We start from the raw sequence: 17,134 nt of genomic DNA, 5'->3' as shown, positions 1-17,134 counted from the left end.
GAGGATTGAACGCCGTACATGCGATGCGGACCGCTGAAATCTGGACAAATTGCAGCTTCTGGCGTGACGCGAGCAGGGTAACACTCTCTCACGCGCCGGCGTTCCACCGAAAAACGACGCCGTTTTCGTCGGCGTGCCGGGCAGGGACTGCCCCTATGGCCAACAGGCCGTGAAAGTAGATGCGCGGATTGCCGACAAATTCCGTCGCATTGGCGTGCGCACCGGACCGGCCTATGTCCCGGTGCCAGACGTGGCCCGCAAGAGGCCCCGCTCGATCGAGGAAACCACCGCGCATGCGCCCGACCACGACCCGGATCGCCCTCCTCGCCGCCGCCGCGCTGACGGCATTGCCGGCACAGGCGCAGATCCGCAACGCGCCGTCGCCGCGCGCCCTGGAATTCGCCTCCTACATCTTCGCCGCCTCCAATGTCTGCGGCTACCGGATAGGCAGCGCGCAATTCGAGGCCCTCCTGGCGAAGCAGAATGTTCAGATCGCCGACGTTCAGCCGCGGGGGCCGTTCGGCAACCGTGTGCAAACCATGTTCACGCTGATGTCGAACCAGATGGCGCAGAACCGCGACCAGGCCTGTCTCGCCGTCGCTGGCGAGTACGGGCCAGAGGGCACGGTGGCCAAGAACGTGCTCCTGCCGGCGGGCCAGGAGCCGGGCGCCCCGACCAAGACGCCTGCGGAGCCGGCCGAACCCGCCAAGCCGCAATAGAGATCGGCGACGGCGTCAGCCGAGGCGCCAGTCGATCGGGCGGCGCCCCTGCGCGGCGAGCCAGCGGTTGGCCCGGCCGAACGGGTCGGAACCGGGGAAGTCCCGGGCGCGGTTGAGCGGGGAGGGGTGACCGCTCTCGAACACGCCGTGGCGGTCCGCGTCGATCAGCGCGGCCCTGGCCCGCGCCTGCGCGCCCCAGAGCAGGAACACCGCCGGCTCCGGGCGGTCCGAGATGGCGCGCACCGCCTCGTCGGTGAGTGCGGCCCAGCCATAGCGCAGATGCGCTCCGGCCTTGCCGGCCTCGACGGTGAGGGCGCTGTTGAGCAGGAAGACGCCCTGCCGTGCCCAGGGCGTCAGGTCGCCGCCGGCGGCGCGGTCGGATCCGGCCTCCGCCAGGATCACCCGCAACGACGCGGGTAGGCGCCCCGCCCCAACGAACGAGAAGGCGAGGCCGTTGGCGTCGCCCGGGGTCGGGTAAGGATCCTGTCCGAGAATCACCGCCTTGACGTCCTGCAGCGGCGTCTCCCTCAAGGCGCGGAAGATCCGGTCCGGCGCCGGCAGCACCTGGGCCCCCGCGGCGATTCGTCCGTCGACACGGGCCGCCACGACGTCGGCCTGACCATCGGCGAAGAACGGCAGCGTCAGCCAGGACGAGCCGGAGGCGCGGAAGGCTTCGAGGGCATCGGCCACAGGCGTATCGGTCATGGTCTCTCGCGGGTCGGATCGGGGCCGAGATAGCGGGCAGCCGGGCGCCGTCATCCGGGCAGCGGTTGCGGCCCGAGGCCCCGCGTGTTTAGGGACATGGGTCGAGCGTGCCGCATATCGCGGTGCGGCATGTGGCGTCCGGTCTTCGCCGGGCGGCTTCGCACCCTACATGGAAGCACACCCCACGGGGAATTGAGCCCCCGGCCAGGTTCAGGCGTCCGCGCCGGCGGCCGGGTATCGGAAACCAGAAGAAGGATCTCGGCGCGCGGCGCCGGAACGCTGCCATGAACGAACGCGTCGAACCCGCCGCGCTGGCGAATGGCCGGCCCCTCGCACCGCTCAAGCCCGCGGCCGACACCCTGCCGGCGGATCACCCGAAGGTGGCCTGGGGTCGCGTGGGCGTGCTCCTGATGAATCTCGGGACGCCTGAGGGCACGTCCTACTGGCCGATGCGCCGGTACCTCAAGGAATTCCTGTCGGACCGGCGCGTGATCGAGGTGCCGCGGCTGATCTGGTGGCCGCTCCTCAACCTCATCATCCTGACGAAGCGCCCCGGGCCGAAGGGCCGCGACTATGCCAGCGTGTGGAACAACGCCCTGAACGAGGGGCCGCTGAAGACCATCACCCGCGGCCAGAGCGAGCGCCTCCAGGCCGCCATGGGCGAGTCCGTGGTGGTCGACTGGGCGATGCGCTACGGCAAGCCCGAGGTCGCCGGGCGGATCCAGGCGCTCCTCGACCAGGGCTGCGACCGCATCCTTCTGGTCCCGCTCTATCCGCAATACGCGGCGGCGACCTCGGCCACCGCCTGCGATCAGGCCTTCCGGGCGCTGATGGATATGCGCTGGCAGCCCACGGTGCGTGTCTCGCCGCCCTATCACGACGACCCGGTCTACATCGCCGCCATGGCCGATTCGATCCGCGAGGGCCTCGCGAAGCTCGATTTCGAACCGGAGGTGATCCTCACCTCGTTCCACGGGGTGCCGCGGAGCTACCTGCTCAAGGGCGACCCCTACCATTGCCAGTGCCACAAGACCGGGCGGCTGATCCGCGAGGCCCTGGGCCTGTCGCCGGACAAGATGCGCGTGACCTTCCAGTCGCGCTTCGGCAACGAGGAATGGCTGAAGCCTTACACCGACGAGACGGTGATGGACCTCGCGAAGTCGGGCGTGAAGCGGATGGCGATCGTCGCCCCGGGCTTCACGGCGGACTGCCTCGAAACCCTCGAAGAGCTCGACGGCGAGAACCGCCATTACTTCGAAGAGAATGGCGGCGAGCGCTTCGCCTACATTCCCTGCCTGAACGATAGCGACCTCGGCATGCGGGTGATCGAGCACGTGGTACGCCGCGAGCTTCAGGGCTGGGTCTGAGATCGGCGCCGGGTTGCCGCTTGCGGCGCGGCCCGGCCCCCCTATTATTTTCCTAAGCTGAACGGGCGCATCGGTTCGGCACGGGAGGATCTCATGGCGTTCTTCATCGGCATCGCGTGTCCGTGGCTCCTGATCGCGGTGCTCGACAGGATCGCCGAGGGGCGCCGGAGCGCCGAACTCGCGGCCCTCGGGCTCACGCCACAGCCGGCCCCGGCTCAATCCAGCTACCTCGTCCCTGACCGGCCGTATTGAGGCCCGGCGGGGGCGTGACCCAGCCGGAACCTCGCCCCACGTCGGGCGGGCCCCGCATTGCCGTCACAGGCCGAGCGACGTGACCCACGACAGCGCTGCTCTAGGACAGCGCGACGCCCGGAAGCGTGCCGTCACACGGATCGCTTCCGGGCGGTCGAAACTATGGCGGCTTTTCCGGTCCGTAGAACCGGACGACCGTTTCGCTGCGGGCCCGGCGCCGCGCGGACCGACCCATCATCTCTTCAGAGGGCTGGACCGAATCAGAACCCGGCCCGGCCCTCTGTCGCATCCGGCTTACGGCTTCTTCGGCTCCGACTCCGGCTGAGCGGCCGGCGGCGCGTCGGTGCGCTCGATCTTGGCCTCCGAGCGGAGCTTCAGGATCATGTCCTGCTGCGCCTTGCGGATCAGGTGCTGGTCGATCTGTTCCTTCAGCTCGTCGAAGGTCGGCTGCGGCTTCGTCCGCTTCTCCTCCACCTTGATCACGTGCCAGCCGAACTGGGTCTTGATCGGGTCCGAGACCTGTCCGGGCTTCATCGCGAACGCGGCGTTGGCGAAATCCGGGACCATCCGTTCCTTCGTGAACCAGCCGAGATCGCCGCCCTCGGTCTTCGAGCCCGGATCCTTGGAGGCCTCGGCGGCGACCTTGGCGAAATCCTCGCCGCCCTTGATGCGCGCGGCGATCTTCTTGGCCTCGGCCTCGTTGTCCACGAGGATGTGGCGCGCGTGCACCTCCTCCTCGGGCTTCATCAGCTTGACGGTCTGGTCGTAGATCGCGTGCTCCGCCTCAGGCGTGACCGCGCGCTTGGCCTCCTGCTCCAGGTAGTCGTCGAGCAGCAGCTTGTCGCGGAAATAGGCGAGCTTGCGCTTGAATTCCGGCGTGTCGCCGATCTTGGCGGACTCGGCGGCCTGCGCGCCGACGCGGAGATCGACCATGTAGTCGACGAGCAGGTTCTTCTTCTGCGCCTCGTCGACGCCCGGCAGCGACAGGGCGGGATCGTCCGCCGCGATGGCGAGGTCGCCCTGCGTGATCGGCTTGCCGTTCACGCTCGCCACGACCGAATCCGCGCTCGGCGCGGCGGCCGGCGTGTTAGCGGCCGGTGTGTTAGCCGCCGGTGTCGGAGCCTTCTGGGGGGCCTGGGCCAGCGCCAGTCCCGGCATCGCGATCATGACGGCGAGCGCGCTGGCGCGCCGGAGAAGGGCGGTGTTCGGCATACGGGCGAAGTCCTCGGCTCACGTCTTGGCGCCGCACCGGATCGGCCGGGCGGCAGGCCGCGGCACAGGTGGGCCGCGTCGGGCGAGAAGGCAAGCGCGGCCATTTCGCCGGTGCCGGAACCGTGACCGTACCGGCATGCGTTGAGGGCTGCCCCTTCCAGGTGCGCCGGGCGATGTTTACCTCTATAAGCCCGGCCAACTCCGTCCAGGCCGGCCCGCCACGCTCACCCGTGTGCGGGCTCGCGCGTCCGCAGGTCAACGATGCTCGGCTCTTTCGCCAAGAAGATTTTCGGCTCCTCGAACGACCGCCGCGTCAAGGGCTATCGCCCGCGCGTGGCGCAGATCAATGCGCTGGAACCGGAGATCCAGGCCCTCTCCGACGAGGCCCTGCGCGCCCGCACCGATATGCTGAAGGCGGAACTCGCCAACGGCAAGAGCCTCGACGACATCCTCGTGCCGGCCTTCGCCACGGTGCGCGAGGCGGCCAAGCGCGTCTTCGGCCAGCGCCACTTCGACGTGCAGCTCATCGGCGGCATGGTGCTCCACGAGGGCGGCATCGCCGAGATGAAGACCGGCGAGGGCAAGACCCTGGTGGCGACGCTTCCGGTCTACCTGAACGCCCTGGAAGGCAAGGGCGTCCACGTCGTCACGGTGAACGACTACCTCGCCTCGCGCGACGCCGAGTGGATGGGGCAGGTCTACCGATTCCTGGGCCTCAGCGTCGGCACCATCGTGCACGGGCTCGACGATGCGCAGCGCAAGGAGGCGTATGCCTGCGACATTACCTACGGCACCAACAACGAGTACGGGTTCGACTACCTGCGCGACAACATGAAGTACGAGATGTCCCAGCTGGCGCAGCGGGGCCATAATTTCGCGATCGTCGACGAGGTCGATTCGATCCTGATCGATGAGGCGCGGACGCCGCTGATCATCTCGGGCCCGGTGGACGACCGTTCGGAACTCTACGTGGCGGTGGACGCGCTGATGCCGCGCCTGCGCAAGGAGTTCTACGACCTCGACGAGAAGCAGCGCACCGTCTCGCTCACCGAGGAGGGGAACGAGTTCATCGAGGAGGCGATGCGGGAGGCGGGCCTCCTCAAGGAGGGCGACCTCTACGACGCCCACAACGTCACGCTGGTCCACCACGTGAACCAGGCCCTGCGCGCCCACACGCTGTTCACCCGCGACAAGGACTACATCGTCAAGAACGACGAGGTGGTGATCATCGACGAGTTCACCGGCCGCATGATGCAGGGCCGGCGCTACTCGGAGGGGCTCCACCAGGCGCTGGAGGCGAAGGAGCGGGTCACGATCCAGCCCGAGAACCAGACGCTGGCCTCGATCACCTTCCAGAACTACTTCCGTCTGTACAAGAAGCTCGCCGGCATGACCGGCACCGCCTCCACCGAGGCCGACGAGTTCGCCGAGATCTACAAGCTCGACGTGGTCGACATCCCGACCAACAAGGAGGTCGAGCGCGTCGACGAGGACGACGAGGTCTACCGCACCGTCGCCGAGAAGTACGAAGGCATCATCGCCGAGATCGACAAGGCGCATACCCGCCACCAGCCGATCCTGGTCGGCACCGGCTCGATCGAGAAGTCGGAGCACCTCGCCGAGATGCTCAAGAAGGCCGGCTACACCCTGCTCGACTATTCCGACCCGAACGCGCTCACCGACGTCTACGCCGCCGCCCGTGAGGGCCGGGTGACCAAGCGGTTTGCCGTGCTGAATGCCCGCTTCCACGAGCAGGAGGCCTACATCGTGGCCGAGGCGGGTGTCCCCGGCGCGATCACCATCGCCACCAACATGGCGGGCCGCGGCACCGACATCAAACTCGGCGGCAATCTCGAGATGCGCATCGAGAAGGAGCTGGGCCACCTCGCGGACGGTCCGGAACGCGCGTCCGCCATCGAGGCGATCAAGGCGGAGATCGCCGAGAACCGCGCCAAGGTGCTGGCCTCGGGCGAGCCGGCCGATCCCGCGGCGGGGCGCAAGAAGGACCTGCCGGGCGGCCTCTACATCATCGGCACCGAGCGCCACGAATCGCGGCGCATCGACAACCAGCTCCGCGGCCGCTCCGGCCGCCAGGGCGATCCCGGCCGCTCGAAGTTCTACCTGTCGCTTCAGGACGACCTGATGCGCATCTTCGGCTCCGACCGCATGGACGGGATGCTGCAGAAGCTCGGCCTGGAGCAGGGCGAGGCGATCATCCACCCCTGGATCAACAAGGCCATCGAGAAGGCGCAGCAGAAGGTCGAGGCGCGCAACTTCGACATGCGCAAGAACGTGCTCAAGTACGACAACGTCATGAACGACCAGCGCAAGGTCGTCTTCGAGCAGCGCCGCGACTTCATGGGGCAGGAGAGCGTCCGCGAGACCGTGGACGAGATGCGTGAGGGCGTGATCGACGACCTCGTCGCCCGCCACATCCCGGAAAACGCCTATGCCGAGCAATGGGACGTCGCCGGCCTGCGCGAGCAGGTGAAGGAGATCCTGAATCTCGACGTGCCGGTCGAGGACTGGGCCAAGGAAGAGGGCATCGCCGACGAGGAGATGCGCGAGCGCCTGATGAAGGCCGCGAAGACGCCTATGCCGAGCGGACCGAGAAGAAACGCGCCGAAGTCACCGCCTATATCGAGAAGCAGGTCCTGCTCCAGACCCTGGACCACCTGTGGCGCGAGCACCTCGTGACCCTGGACCACCTCCGGCAGGTGATCGGCTGGCGCGGCTTCGCCCAGCGCGACCCGCTCAACGAATACAAGTCCGAGGCCTTCGATCTATTCGGCGGTCTCGTGACCGCCCTCCGCGAGCAGGTGACCGCCCAGCTGTCGCGGGTGGAGATCATGTTCCAGGAACAGCAGGAGGGTGAATTCCCGACGGCGCCTCCGGAACTGCCGCCGATGTTCGCCCAGCATCTCGACCCGGTCACCGGCGAGAACGAGATGGACCATGCCGGCTTCGGCTCGGGCAGCGACGGCGGCGGGGGGCCGGCCTACGGCTACGCGGCGCAAGGCCTGGCGGCGGACGGGGCCGTGCTGGAGCGCGATCCGAACGACGCGAGCACCTGGGGCCGCGTCGGCCGCAACGAGCCCTGCCCCTGCGGTTCGGGCAAGAAATACAAGCACTGCCACGGCAGCCTCCAGGCCTGAGGCCGGGATGCCCGCGCGGGCGCTCTTCATCGCCGGGGCCGGAACCGAGATCGGCAAGACCTACGTCACCGCCGCCCTGACCCGCCGCCTGCGGGCGCAGGGCCGGGCGGTCCGGACCGTGAAGCCGCTCGCGAGCGGCGTCCCGTCCCTCGGCGATCCCGGCTTCATCGAGAGCGACACGGCCCGGCTCCTAGACGCGCAAGGCATCGCCCTCGACGCGGAGGCCGTGGAGTCCTGCTCGCCCTGGCGGTTCTCGGCGCCGCTCTCGCCCGATCAGGCGGCCGTGCTGGAGGGGCGGTCCCTGGACCTCACCGACCTCGTCGGTTGGTGCCGCGCAGAGATCGCCCGCACGGAGGGCACGCTGCTCATCGAGGGCGTCGGCGGCCTCATGAGTCCGGTCACCGCGGTTGCCACCGGCCTCGACTGGCTCCGGGCGCTCGGCGTGCCGGCGCTGCTCGTCTCCGGGAGCTATCTCGGAGCGATCAGCCACGCGCTCACCGCCTGCGAGACCCTGCGCCTCCACGATGTGCCGTTGAGCGCCGTGGCGGTCAGCGAGAGCCCGGGTGCACCGGCCCCCGCCGCGACCGTCGCCGCAGCGATCGCCCGGCATGCCGGCGCCCCCGTGTTCTGCCTGCGCCGCGGCGAGACCTGCCCGGAGGATCTGGCCGGCCTGATCTGATCGCGGCCGGTCCGTTGCTGGACGGCGCGGCCGCAGCCGCTAGCTTTATCGTTGCGGCATCACACCCGGCGCCGGAACGCGATGTCCGGATGTCGAGACCGGGTAGCCCTCGGGGAATCCTGCATTGAGCCAGACCCTTGCCCCGGCGGCGAAGACCCGGCCCGAGACCGGCACGACCGAGGCGGATGCGGCGCGCGGCCGGCTCCGACCCGCCCTCGTCCTGGGCGCGCTGGGCGTCGTGTACGGCGACATCGGCACGAGCCCGCTCTACGCGTTCAAGGAGGCCGTGAAGGCGGCGACCGCCGGCGGGGCCGCGGTGCCGGCGGCGGCCACGGGGGCGGTGTCGCTGATCCTGTGGTCGCTGATCTTGGTCGTGTCGCTGAAATACGCGGTGCTCATCCTGCGCGCCGACAACCGCGGGGAGGGCGGCATCGTCGCCATGCTGGCGCTGCTCGGCGCCCGGCAGGCCCGGCCGGGCACGGGGAAGGCGCTGCTTCTGGTGGTCGGTCTGGTGGGGGCGGCGCTGCTCTACGGCGACGGCGCGATCACCCCGGCGATCTCGGTCCTCTCGGCGATCGAGGGCGTGAAGGTCGATGCGCCGGCGCTCGGCCCGTACGTGGTGCCGATCACGCTCGTCATCCTGGTCGGGCTGTTCCTGGTCCAGCACAAGGGCGTGGCCGCCATCGGCCGCGTGTTCGGGCCCGTGATGCTCGTCTGGTTCCTGGTGCTGGGGCTGCTCGGGATCGCCGGCATCATCGCCAAGCCCGAGATCCTGGCGGCGGCCAACCCGTTGCGGGCGGTGGACTTCCTGGTCCATGCCGGCTGGCATGTCAGCTTCCTGATGCTGGGCGCGGCCTTCCTGGCGGTGACCGGCGGCGAGGCGATGTATGCCGATCTCGGCCATTTCGGCGCCCTGCCGATCCGCATCGCATGGTTCGCAGGGGTGCTCCCGGCGCTCATGCTCAATTACTTCGGCCAGGGCGCCCTGCTGATCGCCGCGCCCGACGCCCTCGAGAACCCGTTCTTCCGCCTCTGCCCAGATTGGGGCCACCTGCCGCTGGTCGCCCTGGCCACGATGGCGACCATCATCGCCTCGCAGGCGATCATCTCGGGCGTGTTCTCGCTGACCCAGCAATCGATCCAGCTCGGCTTCCTGCCGGCGATGCGCATCGTGCAGACGGCGCACGAGGAGCGCGGCCAGATCTACGTGCCGGCGGTGAACTGGCTCCTGGCCGCAGCGACCCTCACGGCGGTGGTGGTGTTCGGCTCCTCCGATGCCCTCGCCGGGGCCTACGGGATCGCGGTGTCGATGCTGATGGGCATCACCACGCTGCTCGCCGCGCTCATCGCGCTGCGCTGGGGCTACAATCCGATCCTGGTCTTCGCGGTCAACGGCGCCTTCCTCGCCCTCGACGCCGTGTTCTTCGCCGCCAACAGCGTGAAGCTGTTCGAGGGCGGCTGGTTTCCCCTCGTGCTCGCCGGTCTCGTCGCCCTGATGATGCTGACATGGAAGAAGGGCAACGAGCTGGTCGAGGAGGCGCGGGCCGCCCTGCGCCTGCCGGAAGACGTATTCCTGACCGGCCTCCAGCACCGCGATCTTCTGCGCCTGCCGGGCACGGCCGCGTTCCTCTCGGCCGCGGAGCACGGGATCCCGCTGCACCTCTCACGCTTCGTGGAGCGCAACCGCGCCCTGATGGAGCGGATCCTGATCATCACGGCGCTTTATGAGGAGACGCCCACCGTCCCACGGGATCAGCGCGCCCATGTGACGATCCTGGCGCCGGACTTCTACCGGGTGATCCTGCGCTACGGCTTCATGGAGGAGGCCTCGATCCCGGAAGGCCTCGCATGCGCGGTCGAATCCCGCCATCTGCCGCAGCACATCCTCGACGACATGACCATCTTCGTCGGACACGAGACGATCATCCCGCGGAACGACAAGAGGGGCATGGCGCCCTGGCGGGAGAACCTGTTCGCCTTCATGCAGCGCAATGCCGAGCGCACCGGCGCGTTCTTCGGCGTGCCGACCCGGCAGGTCGTGGAGGTCGGCACCGAGATCGAGATCTAGCCCGGCGCCCGAGACGTTCCCGCCGCCCGGACAGTCACCGGCGCGACGCGCGGCAGCAGAGGCCGAGTCGTACCGAGAGATCGACGGACCGGCGGCCCGTCGATATCCACCGATCGGGCCCCGGGGATTGGCGCGACCGCCGTCCTGTGCTCCGCGCCGATCCGGACCTGCTTCCGGCGTGCGTGCGCCGAAGCACGGAAACTTGAAGCCGCTCCGCCCCACCGCGGGGAACCGGAGCCGTCCGCCGTCGTTCCGCCCCGACACAGGCGACGCGCCCCCTTTGGGCGCGCCCGATCGGAGAGACAGCATGAACAGGGATCATCTCGAAGGCGGCGTCCGCCATCTGCGCGGTCGGGTCAAGACGGCCGCAGGCGCGGTTCGCGGCCGGGCCGGCGACCAGTTCGAGGGCGCTTACGATCAGGCGGCCGGCGCCGCTCAGTACGCCTACGGCGAGGCCCGGGACACGGTGCGCGACCTGCGCCACGGGGGCGAGCACCTCGTCGAGGAGGGGCGCGCCCGGTTCCGTGAGGTCAGCGATCGCGGGCACGCCCTGGCCGACGAGGCGATCGAACGCGGTCATCACTACCGCGATCGCGCGGTGCACCACGGCCGCAGCCTCGCGGCGCGTGCGGACGAGAACCGCGGCGCGACCCTCGCCCTCGTGGCCGCCGTGGCTTTCGGCCTCGGATGGCTGGCGCGGCCGAGCCGCTGAGCGGCCGCATCGACCCTGATCCGGAGCGGGGCGGGCACGCGCGTGGCCGCCCCGCCGATCAGAACGCATAAAGACATCTTTATGTCTTGATTGCTTCGTAGGTCGCGGGATGGTAGGGGATTGCCCCGACCCGCAACGCGAACACGGAGCCATCGACTCATGGCCAAGGATTACATCGTCAAGGATATCGGGCTGGCCGATTACGGCCGGAAGGAAATCTCGATCGCCGAGACGGAGATGCCGGGCCTGATGGCGGTCCGCGAGGAGTACGGCGCGGCGCAGCCCCTGAAGGGCGCGAAGATCGCCGGCTCGCTCCACATGACGATCCAGACCGCCGTGCTGATCGAGACCCTGAAGGCGCTCGGCGCCGACATCCGCTGGGTCTCCTGCAACATCTACTCGACCCAGGATCACGCCGCCGCCGCGATCGCCGCCGCCGGCATCCCGGTCTTCGCCGTCAAGGGCGAGACCCTGGAGGAGTACTGGGACTACACCTCGCGCCTGTTCGACTGGCATGACGGCGGCATGCCGAACATGATCCTCGATGACGGCGGCGACGCGACCATGTTCGTCCATCTCGGCCTGCGCGCCGAGAACGGCGATACCGCCTTCCTCGACAAGCCGGAGAGCGAGGAGGAGGAGGTCTTCTTCGCGCTCCTCAAGCGGAAGCTCGCCGAGAAGCCGAAGGGCTGGTTCGCGGGCCTCGCCGACAGCATCAAGGGCGTCTCCGAGGAGACCACCACGGGCGTGCATCGCCTCTACGTGCTCGCCAAGGAAGGCAAGCTGCTCTTCCCGGCGATCAACGTGAACGACTCGGTCACCAAGTCGAAGTTCGACAACCTCTACGGCTGCAAGGAGTCGCTGGTCGACGGCATCCGTCGCGGCACCGACGTGATGATGGCCGGCAAGGTGGCCATGGTCGCGGGCTTCGGCGACGTGGGCAAGGGCTCGGCCGCCTCCCTGCGCAACGCCGGCTGCCGCGTGCTCGTGTCGGAGATCGACCCGATCTGCGCGCTTCAGGCCGCCATGGAGGGCTACGAGGTCGTGACCATGGAGGATGCGGCCCCGCGCGCCGACATCTTCGTCACCGCCACGGGCAACAAGGACATCATCACCATCGAGCACATGCGGGCGATGAAGGACCGGGCCATCGTCTGCAACATCGGCCACTTCGACAATGAGATCCAGGTCGCCGGCCTGAAGAACCTCAAGTGGTCGAACATCAAGCCGCAGGTGGACGAGATCACCTTCGCGGACGGCCACCGCATCATCCTCCTGTCGGAGGGGCGCCTGGTGAACCTCGGCAACGCCACCGGTCACCCGTCCTTCGTGATGTCGGCCTCGTTCACCAACCAGACGCTGGCCCAGATCGAGCTGTGGTCCAACCCGGGCAAGTACCAGAAGCAGGTCTACACCCTGCCGAAGACGCTCGACGAGAAGGTGGCGGCCCTGCACCTGGAGAAGATCGGCGTGAAGCTCTCGAAGCTCCGCCCCGATCAGGCGGCCTATATCGGCGTCGCCGAGAACGGCCCCTTCAAGTCCGAGCACTACCGCTACTGAGCCCGGCGTTCCGGGCGGCGCGCACGGCCCCGATCGCGGGCCGAGCGGCGCGCCGTCCGGTCCCGGCACGCGGCCAGTTCGGCAGGAATCCTGGAGGCCCGGCGCGCTGCGCCGGGCCTTCTCGTTTGTCAAGCACTCGATGCCGATTCGAACTGTGTCTTCTGTGTGTCGTTAACGAGTGATTATGCCGACATCGTCAAAGGCCACGCTTCGTTCCCCTTCCGGGTCGAATCCGCCCCACTGTAGAGTGTGGGCGAATCTTAGATCGGCGGGGCTGCGGCGGTTCGGGAGAATCACTGCAGGAACGGTGCGTTCCGCGCCGCGCGGTGACGCGCGCCGGCCGGACCGCCATCGGGCGCGAGGGCGGGGCGAAGCATGGGTGTCGGTCGTGCGACGCACGTTCGGATCGGCGTGGGCGCACTTGCCCTGATGACGGCGAGCGCGGCGCTCGCCGAGCTGCCGGAGGCCGCCGCGGCGCATCCTGCGCGGGAGATCCACAGCGTGGCCGCCCTGGCGATCCTGGGCGGCCTCGTAGCCTTCGCGGTGATCCTGTCGCTCCTCCACCTGTACGAGCGCGGGCGGTGGACCCGTCGCGAGCGCGAACTCGCCGCGACCCTCGATGTCCTGCGCGGCGCCCACGACCGGGCCGAGATGCTCCTCAACGCCGAGCGCCAGATCATCGTGACCTGGGATCAGCGCAGCGAACCGGTGGTGGAGGGCGACATCAGCCTTGCGATCCACGGCGAACGGCCGGCCTCGGGCTATGCCCGCCGGGTGCTGGCCTTCGGGACCTGGCTCGTCGCCGCCGACGCGACCGCAGTCGAGGCCGCCGTGGAAACCCTGCGGACGCGGGGCACGAGCTTCGCGCTGAGCCTGCGCAGTCAGACCGGCCGGAACATCGAGGCTCACGGGCAGGCCGTGGCGGGACGGGCGCTCCTGCGCCTGCGCGAGACGAGCCAGGAGCGCTGCGAGATCGCCGACCTGCGGGCGACCCTGGACGAGACCCGCCGGGGGCTGTCGGCCCTGTCGGGTCTCCTCGACGCGATCCCGCAGCCGGTCTGGCGGCGCAACCGGGACGGCGGCCTGAGCTGGGTCAACGCCGCCTACGTGGCGGCGGTCGAGGCGGAGAGCCGCGAGGCGGCCCTCGATGCCGGCCTGGAGCTGTTCGACCGGCCGGCGCGGGAGACCATCGCCCGCGAGGAGGCGGCCCGGTTCGCCGGCCTGACCCGAAGCGTTCCGCGCCTCTCGGCCATCGTGGCCGGCAACCGGCGCATGCTCGACGTGTTCGAGACGGGCCTCGAGACCGGCCGGGTCGGCATCGCCATCGACGTGTCGGAACTCGAGAGCGTGCGCGCCGACCTGCAGCGGCAGATGAACGCCAACGTCCGCACCCTCGACCAGCTGCCGACTGCCGTGGCGATGTTCGACGTCTCGCAGCGCCTGATCTTCCACAACGCCGCCTACCGTCAGCTCTGGGACCTCGATCAGGCCTTCCTGGACGGCCGCCCGTCGGACGGCGAGATCCTCGATCACCTCAGGGCAGAGCGGAAGCTCGAAGAGCATGCGGATTTCCGCGGCTGGAAGCAGGGCGTGCTGTCCGCCTACCGGGCCGCGGAGGCGAACCAGACGTGGTGGTACCTGCCCGACGGCCGGACGCTGCGCGTCGTCGCGGATCCCAACCCGCAGGGCGGCCTGACCTATCTGTTCGACGACGTCTCGGATCGCCTGAACGCCGAGTCGCGCTACAACGCCCTCCGGCGGCTGCAGGCCGAGACCCTGGACACGCTGGCCGAGCCGGTGGCCGTGTTCGGCGCGGACGGGCGCCTGACCCTCGCCAACCGGGCCTTCTGCACCGTGTGGCGGCTCGACCCGGCCATGGTCGAGGACCGCCCGCACGTGGACGCCGTCATCGCCGCCTGCCGCACCCTGGCGCCCGCCGAGGAGCCGTGGCTCGATATCCGGGATGCGGTGGTCGGCCTCGAGTCGCGCACCGCCCGCGCGTGCCGGCTTGAGGTGGTGGACGGCACCGTCCTCGACTGCGCGGCGCAGCCGCTCCCGGAGGGCGCGACGCTCCTCACCCTGATCGACGTCACGGCGAGCGTGAACGTGGAGCGGGCCCTCACCGAGAAGAACGACGCCCTGGAGAAGGCCGCGCAGCTGCGCGACACCTTCGTGCACCACGTCTCCTACGAGCTGCGCTCGCCGCTCACCAACATCATCGGCTTCACCCAGCTCCTGGGCGACGAAACCGTGGGCGCGCTCAACGAGCGGCAGCGCGAATATGCCGACCACATCATGCGCTCCTCGGCGGCGCTGCTCGTCATCATCAACGACATCCTCGACCTCGCCTCGATCGATGCCGGCTCGCTGGAGCTGCAGCGGGAAGAGGTCGACGTCCAGGCGACGATCGAGGCCGCCGTGCGCGGCATCGAGGACCGGCTGGCGGAATCGCACATCACCCTGGCACTCGACGTGCCGGAGGATATCGGCAGCGTCCATGCGGACGGGAAGCGGGTCCGCCAGATCCTGTTCAACCTGCTGTCCAACGCCGTCGGCTTCTCGGATGCGGGCCAGCGCGTCGAGGTCCATGCCCGCCGCACCGCGCAGGAACTTCTCCTCAGCGTCCGGGACCACGGCCGCGGCATGCCGCCCGAGATCGCCGATTCGGTGTTCAACCGCTTCGAGAGCCACACCCTCGGCACCCGCCATCGCGGTGTCGGTCTCGGCCTGTCGATCGTCCGGTCCTTCGTCGAGCTGCATGGCGGCCGGGTCCTGCTGGAGACCGCTCCGGGGAACGGCACCCGCGTGACCTGCACCTTCCCCACCGATCTCGCGGGGCACCCCCGGCGCGAGCCGATCCCCGAATCGCGCCCCCCGGTCCCGCCACAGGCGCCGCCGCGCAAGCCCGGTCTGAGCGTGGCCTCGAGCCGGCTCGAGGCTGCGACATCCGACCGGCGCACGTCGCCGTAGCGCTTGCTTCTTCCGGCGGTCCCGCGCAGCAGGAAGCATGTCCGCACACGATCGTTCCGGCTGGGCCGTCTTCGGCATCGGCGATTTCCGCCTGTTCGGCGCGGCCCGTTTCCTGACGGGCCTCGCCTATCAGATGCAGGCCGTGGCGATCGGCTGGTTCGTCTACGATGTGACCCATTCCGCCCTGGCGCTGGGCCTCGTGGGCCTCGCGGGCTTCCTTCCGGCGGTGCTCTGCGCGCTGATCACCGGCCATGTCGCGGATGCCTATGATCGCCGCCTCGTCGGCGCCGCCGCCTTCGCCCTCCAAAGTCTGGCGAGCTTCGGCCTCCTCGCCTGCGCGCTCTCAGGCGTGCACGCCGTCTGGCCCATCTACGCTCTCGTCATCCTCGTGGGCACCGCCAGGGCCTTCGCCAACCCGGCCCTCCAGGCGCTGCTGCCGACCCTGGTGCCGGGACCGCTTTTCAGCTCGGCCATCGCGTGGAACGCGTCCCTGTGGCAGAGCGCCTCCGTGATGGGACCGGCTTTGGGCGGCTTCCTCTACGCCCTCGGGCCCGCCGTGGTGTTCGGCGGAGCCGGGGCCAGCTTTGCCGTGGCCAGCATCCTGATCCTGCTGATCCGCTTCCGGCCGGCGGCGGTGAGCGAGCGGCCGCCGATCACCTGGGCGGCCCTCTCGGCCGGCATCGCCTACATCCGCTCGCAGCCCGTTGTGCTCGGGGCGATCAGCCTCGACCTGTTCACCGTGCTGCTCGGCGGCGCCACGGCGCTGCTGCCGATCTATGCCGACGAGGTGCTGCATGTCGGCCCACTCGGGCTCGGGGCGCTCCGGAGCATGCCGGCCTTCGGCGCGGTCGCCATGGCGGTGCTGCTGGCGAATTACCCCCTGCGGCGCCATGCCGGGCTGCGCATGCTCCGGGCCGCCGCCGTGTTCGGCGCCGCCACGGTCGCCTTCGGGCTCTCGACGTCGCTGCCGCTTTCGATGGCCTGCCTGTTCGTCACGGGCGCCGCCGACATGATCTCGGTCTACGTGCGCCAGACCTTCGTGCAGGGGGAGACGCCGGACGCCATGCGCGGCCGCGTCTCGGCGGTGAACACGGTCTTCATCGGAGCTTCGAACGAACTCGGCGAGTTCGAATCCGGGCTGCTGGCCGCCGCCATCGGGGCGGTCCCGGCGGTGGTGGTCGGGGGCGCCGCGACGATCGGCGTGGCGCTGCTCTGGGGCCGGCTGTTCCCCGCCCTCAAGGCGCGCGACCGGCTGATGGTGCAGGGGTGACGAGAGCGGGACGCGGCCGGAGATGCCTCGGCGTCGTCCGCGATGGCCCGCGTCGTCGCCGTGTTCGCGCGCCGAGCGCAGCGCTCCAGGCCGGCGCCACGCATGCGGACCTGACGCGACCCTGGGTCACCGCACGGCACGCGCGATGACGGGCGGAGCCGCGGCGTCCGACACCACCGGACGCCGCGGATCGGGAGAGGTGGCTGCCGCTCAGCGGCCCGCCAGCAGCGGCGACCATGTGGGATCCGACGCGTAGGCGGGCGTCGGGACCGGCTGCTCGACCTTGCCGGTGATGTCGACCATGAACAGCTTGCCGCCGCCCTGACCGCCCGGATCGCGGAAGAACAGCACGTACTGGCCGTTCGGCGCGAAGGTCGGGCCCTCGTTGTGGAAGCCCTCGGTGAGGACGCGCTCGCCGGACCCGTCGGGCTTCGCCACGCAGATGGCGAACCCGCCGTGCGCGCC

11 protein-coding genes and 2 pseudogenes are annotated in these 17,134 nt (G+C 69.6%); 10 read left to right on the top strand and 3 right to left on the bottom strand.

Going from position 1 to position 17,134, the window contains the following annotated elements:
- Positions 1-293 precede the first annotated feature (293 nt).
- The gene (locus I53_RS18135; protein WP_043353176.1) at positions 294-719 is read left to right on the top strand and encodes a hypothetical protein; all 426 of its coding nucleotides are present in this window, start codon (positions 294-296) and stop codon (positions 717-719) included.
- A 15-nt stretch (positions 720-734) separates the two neighbouring features.
- On the opposite strand, the gene I53_RS18130 is transcribed toward I53_RS18135, so the two are convergent.
- On the bottom strand, positions 735-1,424 hold the full coding sequence (locus I53_RS18130) for a uracil-DNA glycosylase (RefSeq protein ID WP_043353174.1): 690 nt from the start codon (positions 1,422-1,424) through the stop codon (positions 735-737).
- Between the two features lie 284 nt (positions 1,425-1,708).
- Here I53_RS18130 and hemH point away from each other — a divergent pair, with 284 nt between their 5' ends.
- Both hemH and I53_RS34045 read left to right on the top strand, forming a co-directional pair.
- A complete protein-coding gene (gene hemH / locus I53_RS18125; RefSeq protein ID WP_043353172.1) occupies positions 1,709-2,791 on the top strand; it encodes a ferrochelatase in 1,083 nt (360 codons plus the stop codon).
- 93 nt (positions 2,792-2,884) lie between these two features.
- A complete protein-coding gene (locus tag I53_RS34045; protein ID WP_164706403.1) occupies positions 2,885-3,043 on the top strand; it encodes a hypothetical protein in 159 nt (52 codons plus the stop codon).
- Between the two features lie 294 nt (positions 3,044-3,337).
- On the opposite strand, the gene I53_RS18120 is transcribed toward I53_RS34045, so the two are convergent.
- Positions 3,338-4,255, bottom strand: coding sequence for a peptidylprolyl isomerase (locus tag I53_RS18120; protein WP_043353171.1), 918 nt, complete (start codon positions 4,253-4,255; stop codon positions 3,338-3,340).
- Between the two features lie 261 nt (positions 4,256-4,516).
- Here I53_RS18120 and secA point away from each other — a divergent pair.
- From secA to I53_RS18085, 7 genes and pseudogenes are all read left to right on the top strand, one after another.
- Positions 4,517-7,410, top strand: a pseudogene (gene secA, locus I53_RS18115) (preprotein translocase subunit SecA).
- Positions 7,411-7,417: 7 nt separating this feature from the next.
- Entirely contained in the window at positions 7,418-8,089 is a 672-nt protein-coding gene (bioD, locus tag I53_RS18110) for a dethiobiotin synthase (RefSeq protein ID WP_043353170.1), read from the top strand.
- A 124-nt stretch (positions 8,090-8,213) separates the two neighbouring features.
- Positions 8,214-10,157 carry a KUP/HAK/KT family potassium transporter gene (locus I53_RS18105; protein WP_043353168.1) on the top strand — a complete coding sequence of 648 codons (1,944 nt, stop codon included), beginning with the start codon at positions 8,214-8,216 and terminating at the stop codon, positions 10,155-10,157.
- 307 nt (positions 10,158-10,464) lie between these two features.
- On the top strand, positions 10,465-10,869 hold the full coding sequence (locus I53_RS18100) for a hypothetical protein (RefSeq protein ID WP_043353166.1): 405 nt from the start codon (positions 10,465-10,467) through the stop codon (positions 10,867-10,869).
- Between the two features lie 159 nt (positions 10,870-11,028).
- Positions 11,029-12,429, top strand: coding sequence for an adenosylhomocysteinase (gene ahcY / locus I53_RS18095; protein WP_043353165.1), 1,401 nt, complete (start codon positions 11,029-11,031; stop codon positions 12,427-12,429).
- 375 nt (positions 12,430-12,804) lie between these two features.
- On the top strand, positions 12,805-15,399 hold the full coding sequence (locus I53_RS18090) for a PAS domain-containing sensor histidine kinase (RefSeq protein WP_043353163.1): 2,595 nt from the start codon (positions 12,805-12,807) through the stop codon (positions 15,397-15,399).
- 37 nt (positions 15,400-15,436) lie between these two features.
- Positions 15,437-16,669, top strand: a complete 1,233-nt coding sequence (locus tag I53_RS18085; protein WP_043353162.1) for an MFS transporter — start codon at positions 15,437-15,439, stop codon at positions 16,667-16,669.
- A gap of 210 nt (positions 16,670-16,879) precedes the next feature.
- On the opposite strand, the pseudogene I53_RS18080 reads toward I53_RS18085, so the two are convergent.
- Positions 16,880-17,134 (bottom strand): annotated as a pseudogene (locus tag I53_RS18080) (PD40 domain-containing protein); the annotation flags it as partial.

It is taken from the genome of Methylobacterium sp. B1 (assembly GCF_000333255.1).
GTDB classification, from domain to species: domain Bacteria; phylum Pseudomonadota; class Alphaproteobacteria; order Rhizobiales; family Beijerinckiaceae; genus Methylobacterium; species Methylobacterium fujisawaense.
The sequence above is the reverse complement of the archived record's forward strand: the minus strand, read 5'-3'. Positions and strand labels throughout refer to the sequence as shown.